Annotated in this window: 14 protein-coding genes; 9 read left to right on the top strand and 5 right to left on the bottom strand. The window is 70.0% G+C overall.

All coding sequences use genetic code 11. The features are described 5' to 3' along the window. Positions 1-2: 2 nt before the first annotated feature. On the bottom strand, positions 3-1,757 hold the full coding sequence (locus QSK25_RS16940) for an HSP90 family protein (protein WP_285639332.1): 1,755 nt from the start codon (positions 1,755-1,757) through the stop codon (positions 3-5). A gap of 132 nt (positions 1,758-1,889) precedes the next feature. On the opposite strand from QSK25_RS16940, the gene pheS reads away from it, so the two are divergent. The 7 genes from pheS to QSK25_RS16975 all read left to right on the top strand — a co-directional run bounded on the left by pheS (position 1,890) and on the right by QSK25_RS16975 (position 8,090). After that, positions 1,890-2,957 (top strand): phenylalanine--tRNA ligase subunit alpha, encoded by a 1,068-nt coding sequence (gene pheS, locus QSK25_RS16945; protein WP_285639334.1) that lies wholly within the window; start codon positions 1,890-1,892, stop codon positions 2,955-2,957. Positions 2,958-2,962: 5 nt separating this feature from the next. Beyond that, positions 2,963-5,440, top strand: a complete 2,478-nt coding sequence (gene pheT / locus QSK25_RS16950; protein WP_285639335.1) for a phenylalanine--tRNA ligase subunit beta — start codon at positions 2,963-2,965, stop codon at positions 5,438-5,440. A gap of 223 nt (positions 5,441-5,663) precedes the next feature. Continuing rightward, entirely contained in the window at positions 5,664-6,104 is a 441-nt protein-coding gene (locus tag QSK25_RS16955; RefSeq protein WP_285639337.1) for a hypothetical protein, read from the top strand. Between the two features lie 3 nt (positions 6,105-6,107). Then, the gene (locus QSK25_RS16960; RefSeq protein WP_285639338.1) at positions 6,108-6,497 is read left to right on the top strand and encodes a hypothetical protein; all 390 of its coding nucleotides are present in this window, start codon (positions 6,108-6,110) and stop codon (positions 6,495-6,497) included. Further along, positions 6,494-6,958 (top strand): hypothetical protein, encoded by a 465-nt coding sequence (locus QSK25_RS16965; RefSeq protein WP_285639340.1) that lies wholly within the window; start codon positions 6,494-6,496, stop codon positions 6,956-6,958. The genes QSK25_RS16960 and QSK25_RS16965 overlap by 4 nt, the downstream gene beginning before the upstream one ends. After that, positions 6,955-7,311, top strand: a complete 357-nt coding sequence (locus QSK25_RS16970; protein ID WP_285639342.1) for a hypothetical protein — start codon at positions 6,955-6,957, stop codon at positions 7,309-7,311. The genes QSK25_RS16965 and QSK25_RS16970 overlap by 4 nt, the downstream gene beginning before the upstream one ends. A 281-nt stretch (positions 7,312-7,592) precedes the next feature. Then, positions 7,593-8,090, top strand: coding sequence for a hypothetical protein (locus QSK25_RS16975; RefSeq protein WP_285639343.1), 498 nt, complete (start codon positions 7,593-7,595; stop codon positions 8,088-8,090). Positions 8,091-8,464: 374 nt separating this feature from the next. Here the strand turns inward: QSK25_RS16975 and QSK25_RS16985 are convergent, their stop codons facing one another. Beyond that, positions 8,465-9,133 carry a DNA alkylation repair protein gene (locus QSK25_RS16985; RefSeq protein ID WP_285639344.1) on the bottom strand — a complete coding sequence of 223 codons (669 nt, stop codon included), beginning with the start codon at positions 9,131-9,133 and terminating at the stop codon, positions 8,465-8,467. Positions 9,134-9,279: 146 nt separating this feature from the next. Here QSK25_RS16985 and QSK25_RS16990 point away from each other — a divergent pair, with 146 nt between their 5' ends. Beyond that, a complete protein-coding gene (locus QSK25_RS16990) occupies positions 9,280-10,272 on the top strand; it encodes a hypothetical protein (protein WP_285639346.1) in 993 nt (330 codons plus the stop codon). A 59-nt stretch (positions 10,273-10,331) separates the two neighbouring features. Next, a complete protein-coding gene (sthA, locus tag QSK25_RS16995; protein WP_285639347.1) occupies positions 10,332-11,747 on the top strand; it encodes a Si-specific NAD(P)(+) transhydrogenase in 1,416 nt (471 codons plus the stop codon). Here sthA and QSK25_RS17000 read toward each other — a convergent pair whose 3' ends face one another. Genes QSK25_RS17000 through QSK25_RS17010 form a run of 3 tightly spaced genes read right to left on the bottom strand, consistent with a single transcriptional unit; the run spans position 11,748 to position 15,359 of the window. Continuing rightward, positions 11,748-12,389, bottom strand: a complete 642-nt coding sequence (locus tag QSK25_RS17000; protein WP_285639348.1) for a response regulator — start codon at positions 12,387-12,389, stop codon at positions 11,748-11,750. It lies immediately after the preceding gene. A 10-nt stretch (positions 12,390-12,399) separates the two neighbouring features. Beyond that, positions 12,400-13,869, bottom strand: coding sequence for a sensor histidine kinase (locus QSK25_RS17005; RefSeq protein ID WP_285639349.1), 1,470 nt, complete (start codon positions 13,867-13,869; stop codon positions 12,400-12,402). Next, entirely contained in the window at positions 13,866-15,359 is a 1,494-nt protein-coding gene (locus tag QSK25_RS17010; protein WP_285639350.1) for a sensor histidine kinase, read from the bottom strand. The genes QSK25_RS17005 and QSK25_RS17010 overlap by 4 nt, the downstream gene beginning before the upstream one ends. Between the last annotated feature and the right edge of the window lie 157 nt (positions 15,360-15,516).

Genomic DNA, 15,516 nt, shown 5'->3' on the forward strand with positions numbered 1-15,516 from the left:
GGTCACTTACCTCCGACAGCGCGGTCCAGCAGTTCCAGGAACGAGCGGTTCAGCGCCGCCGTGTCCTTCGGTCGCATCGCCCGCCGAGCCTGCAGGACGGCGTGCACGTACAGGGATTCGAGCGTCAGCTCCACCAGCGCCGGGTCGGTCAGCCGCGCGAGCCGCTGCACGAGCGGGTTGCGCGAGTTGAGCACCAGCTGTTCCGCGCGGCCGGACTCGGACCCGGCGGTGAGCTGGCCGAGCAGCTCCGCCCACAGCGGGTCCGTCACCTCCTCGGCCGTCTGCTCGGTGTCGAGCTTGCGCTGCTGCTCGGCGTTGCTGATCAGCAACGCGGGCAACGAGACCGGGTCGAAGTCGCGGATCACCGCGTCGCAGTCGTGCCGGTCGAGCGCTCCCGCGCCCTCGGCGAGGCGCAGCCGCAACGCCTTCTCGACCTCCGGCTCCGGATCGGCCAGCGCCGCCAGCAGTTCCGACGGGGCCACCCGGCGCGCGACGGAGGCCCCGTCCAGCGCGCTCAGCCGGTTCAGCAGCTCGAGGTCGTAGGCGTAGCCCGCGTTCACCAGGCCGAGGCCCTGCGCGCCCGCGACCGGGGCGAGCTGGTGGAACTCGTCGACGTCGGGGATGTAGAGGATCGCGCCGTGCTTGCGCTTGAACTGCCGCAACGGCATCGCGCCGTCCGTCGTCTCGAACGGCAGCCAGCGCTCGACCAGGCGCAGCATCTCGTCGTCCGAGCGGGCCAGCGACTTGATCCCCAGGTGGTGCGCCGCCAGCAGCTCACCCGCGCGGCGCGGTTCGATCGCGTCCAGCCGGATCAGCCAGTCGCGGATCTGCTCGCCGAGCTCCTCGCGCACCGCCAGCAGCATCTCGTCCTGGTAGAGCGACTCGCGCGACGCCGTCGGCCGGATCGCGGACGCGTCGACCACGCACCGCACGAAGTACGCCCAGTCCGGCAGCAAGCCCTCGACGTTGTCGCCGACCAGCATCCGCTTCAGGTACACCCGGTGCGTCTGGCGCGTGCCGGGGTGCACCCCCGACGGCAGCACGAACGCGACCCCGGTCAGCCCCGCCGCCTCGACCTCGATCGGGATCGCCTCGAACGGCGTGAACCCCAGCACCTGCTCGCAGTACGCCGTGAGGTCCGCGTCCTCGTCGTCCCACGGGCGTTCGCCGCGCGTCACCTTCTCGCCGTCGAGCGTCACGACCGCCGGCAGCAGATCGCCGTAGTCGACCACCAGCGGGCGCACGACGTCGGCTTCGAGCCAGTGGTCGTTGCCGCGCGACGCCGTCAGCGTCACGGTCGTACCCACCGGCACGTCACCGTCCACTTGAGACACGGTGTAGTTGCCCGAGGCGTCCGCTTCCCAGCGCACGGCCGGGCCGCCGTCCCGCGCCGAGCGGGTGATCACCGTCACGGTGGAGGCGACCAGGAAGCACGACAGCATGCCCACGCCGAACTGCCCGAGGAACCCCTCGCGGGCGAACCCCAGGTCGTCCCGCTTCGACGTGCGTCCCAGCGTGGACAACAGGTCGTGGACCTCGGACTCGGTCAGGCCGATGCCGGTGTCGGTGATCGTCAGCGTGGAGCCGCAGGTGATCGTCACCTCGGCCGGGCAGGACGGGTCGAGCTCACGCCTCGCCGTGATCGCGTCGACGGCGTTCTGCAGCAGTTCCCGCACGTAGACGCGTGGACTGCTGTAGAGGTGGTGGCTGAGCAGGTCGATGATGCCGCGCAGGTCGACGCGGAAGGTGTGCGACATGATGCGCCCATCCTAGGGACGAGACCGGCCCTGATGCCGCTCTTTAACGGAAGCGCCCAGAGCGGTCAACACGGCACCGACTAGGATCGGTCTGTTCATTACCAAGTCCGTGACGGGAGCTGTCCTTCAACCATGTCCGGAGCCAACGACCCGTACGACCCGAAGCAGGTCGCGGCGCTGTCGGCCGAGAACCTCGACGCGGCCGTGCAGAAGGCGCGCGAGGCGTTCGCCGGAGCGACCGACCTGGAGGCGCTGGCCGCGGTCAAGCCCGGCCACCTCGGCGACCGGTCGCCCGTGCTGCTGGCCCGCCGCGAGATCGGTGCCCTCCCGCCCAAGGCCAAGGCCGAGGCGGGCAAGCGGGTGAACGAGGCGCAGTCCGCGATCAGGACCGCGTTCGACGAGCGCTTCGCCGTGCTCCAGGTCGAACGCGACGAGCGGGTGCTGCGCGAGGAGTCCGTCGACGTCACGCTGCCGTGGGACCGCTTCCCGCGCGGCGCGCGCCACCCGATCACCACGCTCGCCGAGCGCATCGGTGACGTCTTCGTGGCCATGGGCTACGAGATCGCCGAAGGCCCCGAGCTCGAGACCGAGTGGTTCAACTTCGACGCGTTGAACTTCGGCAAGGACCACCCGGCGCGCTCGATGCAGGACACCTTCTACATCGCGCCCGGCGACTCGCAGCTCGTGCTGCGCACGCACACCTCGCCCGTGCAGGCCCGCACGCTGCTCGACCGCGACCTGCCGGTCTATGTCGTGTGCCCCGGCCGCACCTTCCGCACGGACGAGCTCGACGCCACGCACACCCCGGTGTTCCACCAGGTCGAGGGCCTCGCGGTCGACAAGGGCCTGACGATGGGGCACCTCAAGGGCACGCTCGACGCGTTCGCGCGCTCGATGTTCGGCGAGGACTCGAAGACCCGCCTGCGCCCCAGCTTCTTCCCCTTCACCGAGCCGTCGGCCGAGGTCGACGTGTGGTTCCCGGAGAAGAAGGGCGGCGCGGGCTGGGTCGAGTGGGGCGGCTGCGGCATGGTCAACCCCAACGTCCTGCGCGCCTGCGGCGTCGACCCGGACGTCTACTCGGGCTTCGCGTTCGGCATGGGCCTGGAGCGCACGCTGCAGTTCCGCAACGGCCTGCCGGACATGCGCGACATGGTCGAGGGCGACGTCCGCTTCACCCAGCCTTTCGGAACGGAGGCCTGATCCGGATGCGAGTCCCGGTCAGCTGGCTGGTCGAACACCTCGGTTTCGACGAAGTCCCCACGCCCGACGAGCTCGCCGAGGCGTTCACCCGCATCGGCATCGAGGTCGAGGAGGTGAGCCCGCTCGGTCCCGTGACCGGCCCGATCGTCGCCGGTCGCGTCGTCGAGATCGAGGAGCTCACCGAGTTCAAGAAGCCGATCCGCTACTGCAAGGTCGAGGTCGGCCCCGAGCAGGTCAACCAGATCATCTGCGGTGCCACGAACTTCGTCGAGGGCGACTCGGTCGTCGTCGCGCTGCCCGGCGCCGTGCTGCCCGGCGGGTTCTCGATCGCCGAGCGCAAGACCTACGGCCGCGTGTCGCAGGGCATGCTCTGCGCCGCCGACGAGCTCGGCATCGGTGACGACCACTCTGGCATCCTCGTGCTGCCCACCGGCACCGCGCAGCCCGGCGACGACGCGATGGAGCTGCTCGGCCTGAACGACACCGTCATCGAGCTCGCGCCGACGCCGGACCGCGGCTACGCGTTCTCGGTGCGCGGCCTCGCCCGCGAGATCGCGTGCGCGCTCGAGGTCCCGTTCGGCGACCCCGGCCTCGCGGAGATCCCGGAGCCCGAGGGCGAGGCGTGGCCCGTCCACATCGAGGACCGCGACGGCTGCTCGCGCTTCGTCGCGCGCCGCGTCACAGGGGTCGACCCGACGGCGCCGACGCCGTGGTGGATGCGCCGCCGCCTGATGCTCGCGGGCATGCGCTCGATCTCGTTGCCGGTCGACGTCACGAACTACGTGATGCTCGAACTGGGTCAGCCGCTGCACGCGTTCGACGCCTCCTCCCTGTCCGGCCCGTTGACCGTCCGCCGGGCGCTCGTGGGCGAGAAGCTCACGACGCTCGACGACTCGGTGCGCGCGTTGGACGTCGACGACATCGTCATCGCCGACGACTCCGGGGTCGTTTCACTCGCGGGCGTCATGGGCGGTGCCTCGACGGAGGTCCAGGACAACTCCTCGGACATCCTGCTGGAGGCCGCGAACTGGGACCCGGCGTCCATCGCGCGCACGGTCCGCCGGCACAAGCTGCCGTCCGAGGCCGCGAAGCGCTTCGAGCGGACCGTCGACCCGGCCCTCGCGCCCGTCGCGCTGGAGCGGGCCGCGAAGCTGCTCAACCACTACGCCGAGGGCTCCATCAAGCCGGGCCGCACCGACGTGGGCGTGCCCGCGCTGCCCGAGGCCGTGTCGATGCCGATCGACCTGCCGGACCGCATCGCCGGTGTCCGCTACGCCCGCGGCGTGACGGCCCGCCGTCTCGGCCAGATCGGCTGCCAGGTCTCCGTGACCACCTCGGAGGAGGGCCAGACGATCGTCACGGCCGTGCCCCCGACGTGGCGCGCGGACCTCGTGCAGCCCGCCGACCTGGTGGAGGAGGTGCTGCGGCTGGAGGGCTACGACACGATCCCGTCCGTGCTGCCGCCCGCACCCGCCGGTCGCGGCCTGACCGAGCAGCAGCGCCGTCGCCGCACCGTGTGGCGCACGCTGGCCGAGGACGGGTTCGTCGAGGTCAAGCCGTTCCCGTTCATCGACCCGTCGGTGTTCGACGCGTTCGGGCTCGCCGCCGACGACATCCGCCGCAACACCGTCGGCGTGCTCAACCCGCTCGAGGCCGACAAGAACGTCCTCGCGACGACCCTGCTGCCGGGGCTGCTGGAGACCCTCCAGCGCAACCTCGCCCGGGGCGCGAAGGACGTCGCGCTCTACAACGTCGCCCAGGTGACGTTGCCGCGCGCGCAGCAGGTTCCCGTGCCGTCGCTGGGCGTGGACCGCCGCCCGACCGAGGCCGAGTTGGCCTCGCTGCTGGCCTCGCTGCCGCACCAGCCGCTGCACGTGGCGGGTGTGCTCACCGGTCACCGCGAGCGTGCGGGCTGGTGGGGCAAGGGCCGGATCGCCACCTGGTCGGACGCCGTCGAGGCCGCCCGCCGCGTCGGTGCCGCGTACGGCGTGACGTTGCGCGTCGTGGCGTCGGACCTGCTCCCGTGGCACCCCGGCCGCTGCGCCGAGCTGCGCGTGGGCGACTGGCCCGTCGGCCACGCGGGCGAGCTGCACCCGAAGGTGGTCGAGGCACTGGGCCTGCCCAAGCGCACCGTGGCGTTCGAGCTCGACCTCGACGCGCTGCCGCTCGACGACCACCGCCCGGCCCCGGTGGTCTCGGCCTACCCGCCGGTCCTGCTGGACGTGGCCCTGGTCGTGGACGACTCGGTGCCGGTGCAGTCGGTGTCCGAGGTGCTCGGCGCGTCCGCGGGCGACCTGCTCGAGGACCTCCGCCTGTTCGACGTCTACACGGGCGAGCAACTGGGCGAGGGCAAGAAGTCGCTGGCGTACTCCTTGCGCTTCCGCGCACCGGACCGCACGCTGACCGTGGAGGAGGCGACCACGGCCCGCGATGCCGCCGTCGCCGCCGCCGGCGAACGTCTGGGTGCGGCTCTCCGCGCCTGATCGGTCACTCTTGGTGAGGCCCGGGATTCTTCGCGAATCCCGGGCCTTTCTGCGTCATCAACGCCCTGACCTCTAGTCCGCGTACGCGTGTAACCGATCCATGCCGGTTGACAACAGTGCCGCGCGGGTCCTTCTTCTGGTGTCTTGTGCACGCTGTGTAGTGGTTGAACGTTCTCCAGACTTGGTGCCGTCCCACCGAGCACCACCCCCCAGGAGAACGAACATGCGCAAGCGCACCGCGGTCATCGCAGCAGTCGCAGTCCTCGCCGTCGGCGGCGGCGTCGCCTACGCGGCGTGGTCGAGCACCGGCTCCGGGTCCGGGTCCGTCGGCTCCACGACGAGCGTCAACTCGACCATCACCCCGGTCGACGGCGCGGGCGGCCTGTACCCCGGCAAGACCGTCAGCTTCTCGGTCACGATCAACAACCCGAACGGCTACCCGGTCAAGGTCACCTCGATCAGCGCCGGTGCGTCGGAGGAGGTCGGCGGGTGCGCCGCGGCCACCGTCACCAGCGTCGCCGTGAGCAACCCGGCCGGCACGATCGCCACCGGTGAGTCCGGCACCTACGTGCTCCAGGCCACCATGAAGACCGACGCCTCCGACGCCTGCCAGGGCAAGGCGTTCTCGCTGCCGCTGACCGCGTCGCTCGTCTCGGCAGCCTGAGTCGTGCGCCGCGCCCTGATCGTGCTCGCCGCCCTGCTGGTCCTCTCCCCGGTCAGCAGCGCGGCGGACAGCCCCGGCAAGGCCTTCACGATCGCGGACGCCGGCACAGCGACGGGGTTGGTCCCCGGTGGGACGGTGACCCGCAAGGTGCGGGTCACCAACCCCAACAACCAGGACATCAAGGTCACCCGGCTGGACACCTCGGTCGGCAGGCCCTCCCCGAACTGCCCGGCGAACGCCGTGACCGTCGCTCCTCTGGCGGCACCGCTCGTCGTCGCCAGGAACAGCTCCGCCGACGTGCCGCTGACCGTCCGGATGACGGCCGCCGCGCCGGACGCCTGCAAGAACCTCACCTTCCCCCTCACCTACTCGGGAACGGCGATCAAGCCATGATCAGCTTCAGGGAACTCGTCCGCCGGCGGTACGTCCGCGGAGGCGTCATCGTCTTCGCGGTCGCCACGGCGGTGCTCGGCTCGGGCGTCGCCTACGCGGCGTGGACGAGCTCCGGAACGGGTGCCGCGACCACCAAGGCCGGTACCGCACAGGCTCCGGTGGTGACCGGCGGCGCGGTCGTCACCGGAACCCTCTACCCCGGCGGCACGGGCGACGCGGTCGTGAACGTGTCCAACCCCAACCCGTACCCGGTGACGATCACGTCCATCGCGCCGACCGGCACCCCCACGTGCGGCGTCACGTTCGCCGAGCGGTTCCCCGGCACCCAGCTCGCGGCGAACAGCGCGCCGGTCGCGATCACGTTCAGCGTGGCGATGGCGTTGAGCGCCCCGAACACCTGCCAGGGCGCGGTCATCGACGTGCCGGTGGTCGTCACGATCGCGAGCGGGACCGGCGCGTGAAGCGCCCGGTGATCGCGGCGGCGGTGTTGTTCCTGCTCGCGGCGCAGCCCGCCTCGGCGGCCTGGCAGACGTCGGCACCCGGTACGGCGAAGGCCAAGGCGGGCACGGTCCAGCCGGTGGTGATCACGTCGTGCGCGCAGGGCAACCCGACGGTCGTCAAGTGGGACGCGGTGCCGGGCGCCTCTATGTACACAGTATTGTGGCAACAGGGAGGCGGAGCCGGTGCCGACTTCAACCGGAGCGCGACGACCACCGCCCTGACGTACAACGTGCCCGCCGTGCGCGACCGCGTACGAGTCCAAGCGACCGTCGGCAACTGGGTCACGAGCTACACGCAGATAAATTGCCCATGAAAGTTCGCTCGATCGGCTGAGTCCCGTTCACCGGGATTTGGGATCAAACCAGCAGGTGGTAGCCCTGCGTAGCTGTCAAGGTGCCAAAGGTCCTTCATTACAAGGGGAAATCGGCGCCCGTCGGACGCTTGCGCAGTACGTGAAGCTTCTCCAAGATTGGCGACGCGGCCCGCTAGGGCCGAGGGGCGAAGCGATGAACCACCGGGCGAGTTGGTCGCCGGTCCGGTGGGGAGCTAGAGGCGAACCCACCGCCTGGAGCAACAACTCTGGAGAGTTGCGCCATGCGTAGTCTGGGTCCGCGCCTCGAGGTCGCCGTGTCGTTGACGATCCTCATGGTCGGCGCGGCTGTCGTGGCGGCCATGCACCTGACGTGGCCCGAACAGCAGCTGCCGGCGATGGCGTACTCCGTGAGCAGCGGCGAGTCCGGGATGCAGCAGCTCAAGCCGTTCGAGATCAACGACATCTCCGGCGCGGCCGTCGAACTCACGCCCGGCGCGGTGGGGGAGCGCAAGGTGCGGCTGTCGAATCCCAACCCCGTCGCCATCATCGTCGAGAGCCTGTCCGCGGTGCCCGGTCAGCCGCTGGACGCCACCCAGCAGCGCGTCGAGGGGTGCCCGGCAGGGGTGCTGTCCGTCGTGCCGCTCACCGACATCGTGGAGATCCCCGCCGGAGGAGCGGTCGAGGTCACCATGAAGGTCGAGGTCGCGAAGGACGTTCCGGCCGAGTGCGCCGAGCTGGTCTTCCCGCTCACCTACTCGGGCCGCGCGAAGCACGGTTAGCCGGCGCTTCCCGTGCCGCCGGCCACTCGTCGGCGACCATCGAGTAGACGACCGTGTCCCGTTGCGTTCCATCAGGCCGTGTGACGTGTGCGCGCAGCACGCCGTCCCGCTGAGCGCCCAGCTTCTCGATCGCCAGTTGCCAGCGGACGACGTCGTGCCCACCACACGGCCCGTAGCGACCTCGATCTGTGCGAACGCCTCACGCGAGGACATCGAAGCGGCGATCTATTCGCGCACCTCGCCGACAGAAGAGGGCTGACCGCTCAGCGACCACGTCCAGATGTCCGGATCGCGGGTGACCTCGAACAATTGCTCAGCGTGATCAACCGGCAACAGTTCGAGACTGACATGTTTCCCTCTCATGTGTACCGACGCTAAAGGTGTTTCAAGGCCTCGCGACGTGACAACGGTGACAGCCCCGGCCGCGACTCCACGAACGCGCGCACCCAGCCCGGTTCGGTCTTCCCGAACTCGCGCAACGCCCACCCGATCCCCTTGCGCAGGAAGAAGTCCGGATCGTCCGCGTTGGCGTCGACACACGCGGTGAGCAATTCCACGTCAGTCGCGCCCTTGAAACCGAGCTGACAGATCACTGAGGTGCGCCGCCGCCACTTGTCCGCGTCGACGGACCACTGGAGCATCAACGGCCGCACCACGTCCGGTGCCGACCGCAGCAGCGGGCCCACGCGCTTGGACGCGATCTCGTCCACGTAGTCCCACCAAGCGCCGGTCACGACCATCTCGTCGAACCACGGCAGCAGGTCGACGGACTGGAAACGCTTGTCGCCGCTCAACGAGAGCGCGACGTAGCGTTCCTCGCGGTAGGTGGCCTCACGCCACAACGTCTGCACGGCGTCCAGCCACTCGTCCCGGTCGTGCAACCGCGGCAACGACTTCAGCAACGCCACGCGTCCCGGTTTCTGCACACCCAGGAACGGCATGTCGGACTTCATGTACGCCTGCATCTCCGGCGCCTTCACCGGATCAGCGAGCTCCTCGAGTCCCGCTCGAACCGCGTCGATCAAGGAAACCTTAAGGGTCACGCCCAAACGGTATAGGCATTAGGAGTAGCCCAGTTGAGATTTATGGCCCCATCGGTACCGAAAGTGCTAACGAACCCGCAAAACATCACTTGACTGGGGGCTTCTGTGAACAAAACGGGTGCCACACCCATATACAGTTCGCGTTCATGCGCGTGCTCATGGTCGTGGCGGCGCTCGTGCTCGGCAGCATGGGTGCTACCAAAGCGGACACGGTGGATTACCTGGACCTGCCGCTGGTGAACGGAAACGGAGAGCAGCGGGGTGGCGTGCACCCCGATCTGCCGACCGACCGTGCCTCGATCGAGCACGCCCTGGCCGGCTACCGCGCGCGTGGCCTCTCGCCCGTGCGGTTCAAGGCGCTGCTGTGGCACTACTGGGTGCTCCGCGCGGCCGAGGACGCCGGCGTCGACCTGGCCGACTGGGACCCGCAGCGCTCCGCCGAGTCCAACCGCGCGGTGATCTTCGCCGTCTACGACTTCTACGCGCGCCTCTACCTCACGCACCCGGACACGTTGCGGTGGATGGGGTTCGCGAACATCGGCGCGCCCGCGTTCGCCGCCGGCATGCTCGACCTCGGTTCGATCCCGGAGCTGCGCTGGTTCGCCACGATGCTGATGTCCATGCAGAAGCACATCTTCATGGACCTGGGCGCGATGCACGCCGCCTACCTGCACGGCGGGATCGAGGCCGTCCAGGAGATGCGCGACGCGGGCATCATCGACGCCGGCACCACGAAGGCGTGGGAGGACCCGGCGAGCGCGGTCATGGAGTTCTCCTCGCGCGAGCAGAACCTCGTGATCCCCGACCAGTTCGACCGCATGCGCGGCCGGTTACTCCCGCCCGGCGAGATGGTCACGTACGCGATCACGGTCGCCGGACCGATGCCCGTGCCGGGGGGCAAGACCCCCGCGCAGTACCGGCCGCTCTTCGGCGGCCCGCTGCCCGCGTTCAACTACGCCGACCGCACGGCCCGCTGGGACTTCCTCAGCAAGGACACCATCCCCGCCTACGAGCGGCTGACCCGCGACGCGGTGCACAAGATCGTGCAACGGCCGTTCGCCGACCGGGTCGCCGACTACCGCGCGGCCGGCCGGTTGCTCGACCTGCTGCCGTTCCGCAGCGGCACCGGCGTTCGCTGATCACGACTGTTCATTTCTTTCACCCGTGGAATCGCTTTCTCCGACGTAGGCTGTCGACCATGACGTCGTACGACTACGACCTGATCGTCATCGGCTCTGGTCCTGGCGGCCAGAAGGCGGCGATCGCGGGTGCGAAACTGGGCAAGCGCGTGGCGATCATCGACAAGCAGGACATGATCGGCGGCGTCTGCACCAACACGGGCACGATCCCGTCGAAGACGCTGCGCGAGGCCGTCATGTTCCTGACGGGCATGAGCCAGCGCGAGTTGTACGGCGCCAGCTACCGCGTCAAGCAGGACATCACGATCACCGACCTGATGGCCCGCACCCAGCACGTCATCGGCCGCGAGGTCCAGGTCGTCCGCGCGCAGCTGCACCGCAACGGCGTCGACCTGCTCAACGGCTTCGGCCGCTTCCTCGACAAGCACACCATCGCCGTCGACGGCGCCCACCGCGGCGACCACACGACGATCACCGGCGAGTACGTCGTGATCGCGACCGGTACGACGCCCGCGCGTCCGTCCGGGGTGGACTTCGACGAGGAGCGGATCCTCGACTCCGACGAGGTCTTCGCGCTCACCGAGATCCCGTCGTCGCTGGTCGTGGTCGGCGCCGGGGTGATCGGCATCGAGTACGCGTCCATGTTCGCCGCGCTCGGCACCCGCGTCACGGTCGTGGAGCAGCGCGAGAAGATGCTCGACTTCTGCGACCCCGAGATCGTCGAGTCGCTCAAGTTCCACCTGCGCGACCAGGCCGTCACGTTCCGCTTCGGCGAGAAGGTCGTGAACGTGCAGGTGTCCGACGGCGGCACGGTCACCACCCTCGCGTCCGGCAAGCGCATCCCGGCCGCCGCCGTCATGTACTCGGCGGGCCGCCAGGGCACCACCGAGAAGCTCGACCTCGCCGCCGCCGGCCTCGAAGCCGACAACCGCGGCCGCCTCTCGGTCGACGAGCACTACCGCACGCCGGTCGAGCACATCTACGCCGTCGGCGACGTGATCGGCTTCCCGGCGCTCGCCGCCACGTCGATGGACCAGGGCAGGCTCGCGGCCTACCACGCGTTCGGCGAGCCGGTGCACGACCTGACGGCGTTGCAGCCCATCGGCATCTACACGATCCCGGAGATCTCCTACTGCGGCGCGACGGAAACCGAGCTCACCTCGTCCGCGATCCCTTACGAGGTGGGCATCTCCCGCTACCGCGAACTCGCGCGCGGCCAGATCGTCGGCGACGCGTACGGCATGCTGAAGCTGCTCGTGTCCACAGTGGACCGCAAGATCCTGGGCGTGCACGTCTTCGGCACCGGCGCCACGGACCTCGTGCACATCGGCCAGGCCGTGATGGGCTGCGGCGGCACGGTCGACTACCTGGTCGACACGGTCTTCAACTACCCGACGCTGTCCGAGGCGTACAAGATCGCGGCGCTCGACGCCACGAACAAGATCCGTGCCCTGGAGCGCTTCACGACCCGCTGATCACGACCGGGTCAGGCCCGCGTCGTGCGCGACGATGGCGGCCTGCACGCGGTTGGCGACCTCCAGCTTGGGCAGGATCCGGCTGATGTGCGCCTTCACCGTGCCGGTCGCCATGAAGAGCTGTTCGCCGATCTCGGTGTTGGACAGCCCTTCGCCGACCAGCTTGAGCACGGCCCGTTCGGTCTCGGTCAGCGCGTCGATCTTGCGGCGCGCGTCCGACCCGTCGTTCGGCGCGGTCAGGTGCCTCTCGATGAGGCGCTTGGTGATCTGCGGTGCCAGGATCGGTTCGCCCGCGGCAGCCTTGCGCACGGCGGTGATCAGCTCCTGCGGTGGCGTGTCCTTCAGCAGGAACCCGGTCGCGCCGACCTTCAGCGCCTGCGCCACGTAGGAGTCCTCACCGAACGTCGTGAGCATGACGACGTTGGCGCGGGACGCGATCTGCTCGGCCGCCTTCAGCCCGTCGCCGCCGGGCATGCGGATGTCGAGCAACGCCACGTCGATCGTGTGCTTCAGGGTCAGCTCGACGGCCTGCCTGCCGTCGCTCGCCTCGGCCACCACGGTGATCTCGGGGTCGTTCTCCAGGATCAGCCGGATGCCGGCGCGCATGAGCGTTTCGTCGTCGGCGATGAGAACTCGGATCACGACGAGCACATTACGGGCGTTCCTGCTCCTTCGAGGACAGAACACCGTCGCGGAAGCACAGCTTGTAGATCAGGTCGGCGTTGTGCGACGTCTGGAACCGCGAGCAGCCGTCCACCCCGAGCTGCCCGACGCCGAACTGCTCGTAGATCTCGCCCTCCTCCGTGACACCCACCTTCAACGAGTCGAAGTACGGCGCGTTCATCTGCGTCGGGTTGAACAACGCGAAGAGCAGCAACACGATCAGCGCGCCCGCGATCGGCAGCAGCGCCAGCAGGCCGAGGCACCCGCCGCCCAGCACCCGCGGCACCGTGAGGACCTCGGCGGCCAGCGGCGGGGGCACCTCCGCGACCTCGGCACCGGCCGGGGACTGCGAAACGGGGTGCGTCGGCATGTCGGCCGCCACCCGGAACCCGCCCTCGACCGGGGGGCCCGCGCTGAACGACCCGCCGAGCAGGCCGACGCGTTCCTCCAGACCGATCAGGCCACGACGCGCGCCCTGCCCGGTGCCCGCCGCCGACGGACCGTTGAGGACCTGCAGGCGCACCCGTCCGGCCTGCACGGTGACCTGCACCCGAGTGCGGGCCTGTGGGGCGTGCTTCTGCACGTTGGTCAACGCCTCACGTACGACGCGATGCACCGCACGGCGCGTGCGCGGGTCCGCACCGTGCAGGTCCTCACCGGACCAGTCCAGCGACACGGCGAGGCCGGAGGAGTCGACGAGGTCCGCGATGTCGGACCGGGTGCCGGTGTCCTCGTCGAGCGACTCGGGCTCGGGGTTGGTTCGCAGCACCCCGAGGATCTCCCGCAGCTCCGCCATCGCGAGGGACGACGTCGTGCGGATCAGCTCGGCCTGTTCGTGCAGCTGGGGAGCCTTGCTGGCGGTCGTGAGCTCCAGCGCGCCCGCGTGGATCGAGATCAGGCTGAGCCGGTGCCCGAGCATGTCGTGCATCTCGCCCGCGATGTGCGAGCGCTCCTCCGAACGAGCCGACGCGGCGGTGAGCGCGCGTGCCCGTTCCAGGTACTCGTTGCGCTCCTGCAGCAACCGGACCATCGGCCTGCGCCGGCCGAGCAGCATCCCCGACACGGCCGGGAACAGCACGAAGAACACCGACCCGACGAACGCGCCCGCCAGCGACTCCCAGAGCGGCATGCTCCGGTAGCTCTCCTGGAACTGGTTGAACGCGGTCTGCAGCAGGACCATGATCCCGAGCAGCGCCCACAGCCTGCCGAGGCGCGGCACCCGCCGGCACGCCGTGAAGACCACGAACACCGTGACGGCCTGCGCCCACAGGTTGTTCACGGCGAACAGCGGCGCGGTCAGCAGCAGCGCCCACTCCGGTCTGCGCGGGGCGAGCCACACGAGCGCGGCGATCCACAACGCCGACGCGACGGTCATCGCCGGGTGGGGGACGGGGGCGAGCGGCGCGATCAACGGCACCAGGCTGACCAGGAACGCCAGCGACGGCCACACGAACCTCATCGGGCCAGCTCCCTCTTCGTGGTCATCCGGCCCGAGTCCCGGTCGAAGCACAGCTCGAAGTCGAGGTCGCCGGAGTCGCGCACGTGGTAGCGGTAGCAGCCGGAGTTGCCCGACGGCACCCCGAACCCGTGCGTCTCGGTGATCTCCTGCTCGTGCGTGACCGCGACCTGCGCGGCGTCGAACTCCTGGCGGCTCATCTCTGCGCGGCTGAACACCGCGACGATCAGCAGCACGAACACCGTGCCGAGCGCCGGGATCACCGACAGCGTCGCGAGGCAGCCGCTGCCGACCACCCGCGGCACGGTCAGGATCTCGGCGGTGATCGGCGGCGGCGCCTCCGTCACGGTGCCCGCCGCGCCGGCCTCCTCCGGCACGACCGGGTGCAGGGGCAGGTCGGCCGCGACCCGGAACCCGCCGGTCGCGGGCATCCCGGCGAGGAACCGGCCGCCGATCAGCTCGACGCGTTCCTCCAGCCCGATGAGCCCGCGCCGGGTGCCGCCGCCCCGGGGTGAGCTGCTCGGACCGTTGACGATCTCGACGCGCACCCGTTCGGCGACGCTCACCGCCACGCGCGTGCGTGCCGTCGGGGCGTGCTTGTGCACGTTCGTGAGTGCTTCGCGCACGACCCGATGCACCGCTCTGCGCAGTCGTGCGTCGGCGTTGGCCAGGTCGTCACCGGACCACTCCAGGTGGACGGTGACGCCTGCTGCTGTGGACGCCGCCACGAGCCGTTCGACGTCAGCGCGCGTACCGGCGTCCTCGCTGGCTTCGATCGTGCCGAGCACGCCGAGGATCTCCTGGAGTTCCTCCATCGCGACGGCGGACGTCTTGCGGATCAGCTCGACCTGTTCGCGCAGTTCCGGGGCCTGTTCGGCGGCGGACCGCTCCAACGCGCCCGCGTGTGCGGTGAGCTGCCGGAGCCGGTGGCTGAGCATGTCGTGCATCTCGCTGGCGATGTGCGCGCGCGTGTCCGACCTCGCGGTGCTCGCGGTCAACGCGCGCGCGTGTTCCAGGTAGTCGTTGCGCTCCATCAGGACCTGCGTCAACGGCTTGCGCCGCCCGACGAGCGCCCCCGCGACCGCCGGGAAGACCAGCAGGAACAGCACGGAGAAGGCCGTTCCGAGCAGGTACTCGGTCAGGCTGTCGCCCGCCCGCCAGGAGTGCAGGCCGCCGAACCCGGCCTGGAGCACCGCCGTGACCCCGAGCGACGCCCAGAGCTGCGCCTGCGACCGGATCGACCGGCCCGCACGAAACACCACGAGCGACGTCGGGGCGATCGCGAGCAGGTTGTTCACGCCGTTGAGGGGACCGGTGAGCACGATCGCCCACAGCGGCCAACGCGCGCTGACCGGCACCAGCGCGGCGGCCCAGACCGCCGACAGCACGATCAGCCACGGTTCGACGGGCCTGCCGAGCGGAGCCACCAGCGTCACCAGCGCGAGCAGGAAGGCAGCGGCCGCCCACAGCCCGTCGCGCACCTTCACGTTCACGCCGATCATCATCGCCGACCCGCGCCGGCGACCCACAGCGCCAGGTGGCCCGATCGGGTGGCCAGGTGGCTGTGTTTGTCGGCCGCTGCTCCGCAGACGGCGGCGAGTTCGCCGGGGAGCCGGTCGTCCGGTCTCCGCTTCGGCCCGAATCGCCTGC

Origin of the sequence: Lentzea sp. NBRC 102530, from assembly GCF_030269365.1 — a bacterium.
Taxonomy (GTDB): Bacteria; Actinomycetota; Actinomycetes; order Mycobacteriales; family Pseudonocardiaceae; genus Lentzea.

Bases quoted from the DNA above. Each gene is read 5' to 3' on its own strand.
- QSK25_RS16940 (WP_285639332.1), bottom strand. From the start codon at position 1,757: ATGTCGCACACCTTCCGCGTCGACCTGCGCGGCATCATCGACCTGCTC.
- pheS (WP_285639334.1), top strand. From the start codon at position 1,890: ATGTCCGGAGCCAACGACCCGTACGACCCGAAGCAGGTCGCGGCGCTG.
- pheT (WP_285639335.1), top strand. From the start codon at position 2,963: ATGCGAGTCCCGGTCAGCTGGCTGGTCGAACACCTCGGTTTCGACGAA.
- QSK25_RS16955 (WP_285639337.1), top strand. From the start codon at position 5,664: ATGCGCAAGCGCACCGCGGTCATCGCAGCAGTCGCAGTCCTCGCCGTC.
- QSK25_RS16965 (WP_285639340.1), top strand. From the start codon at position 6,494: ATGATCAGCTTCAGGGAACTCGTCCGCCGGCGGTACGTCCGCGGAGGC.
- QSK25_RS16975 (WP_285639343.1), top strand. From the start codon at position 7,593: ATGCGTAGTCTGGGTCCGCGCCTCGAGGTCGCCGTGTCGTTGACGATC.
- QSK25_RS16990 (WP_285639346.1), top strand. From the start codon at position 9,280: ATGCGCGTGCTCATGGTCGTGGCGGCGCTCGTGCTCGGCAGCATGGGT.
- sthA (WP_285639347.1), top strand. From the start codon at position 10,332: ATGACGTCGTACGACTACGACCTGATCGTCATCGGCTCTGGTCCTGGC.
- QSK25_RS17005 (WP_285639349.1), bottom strand. From the start codon at position 13,869: ATGAGGTTCGTGTGGCCGTCGCTGGCGTTCCTGGTCAGCCTGGTGCCG.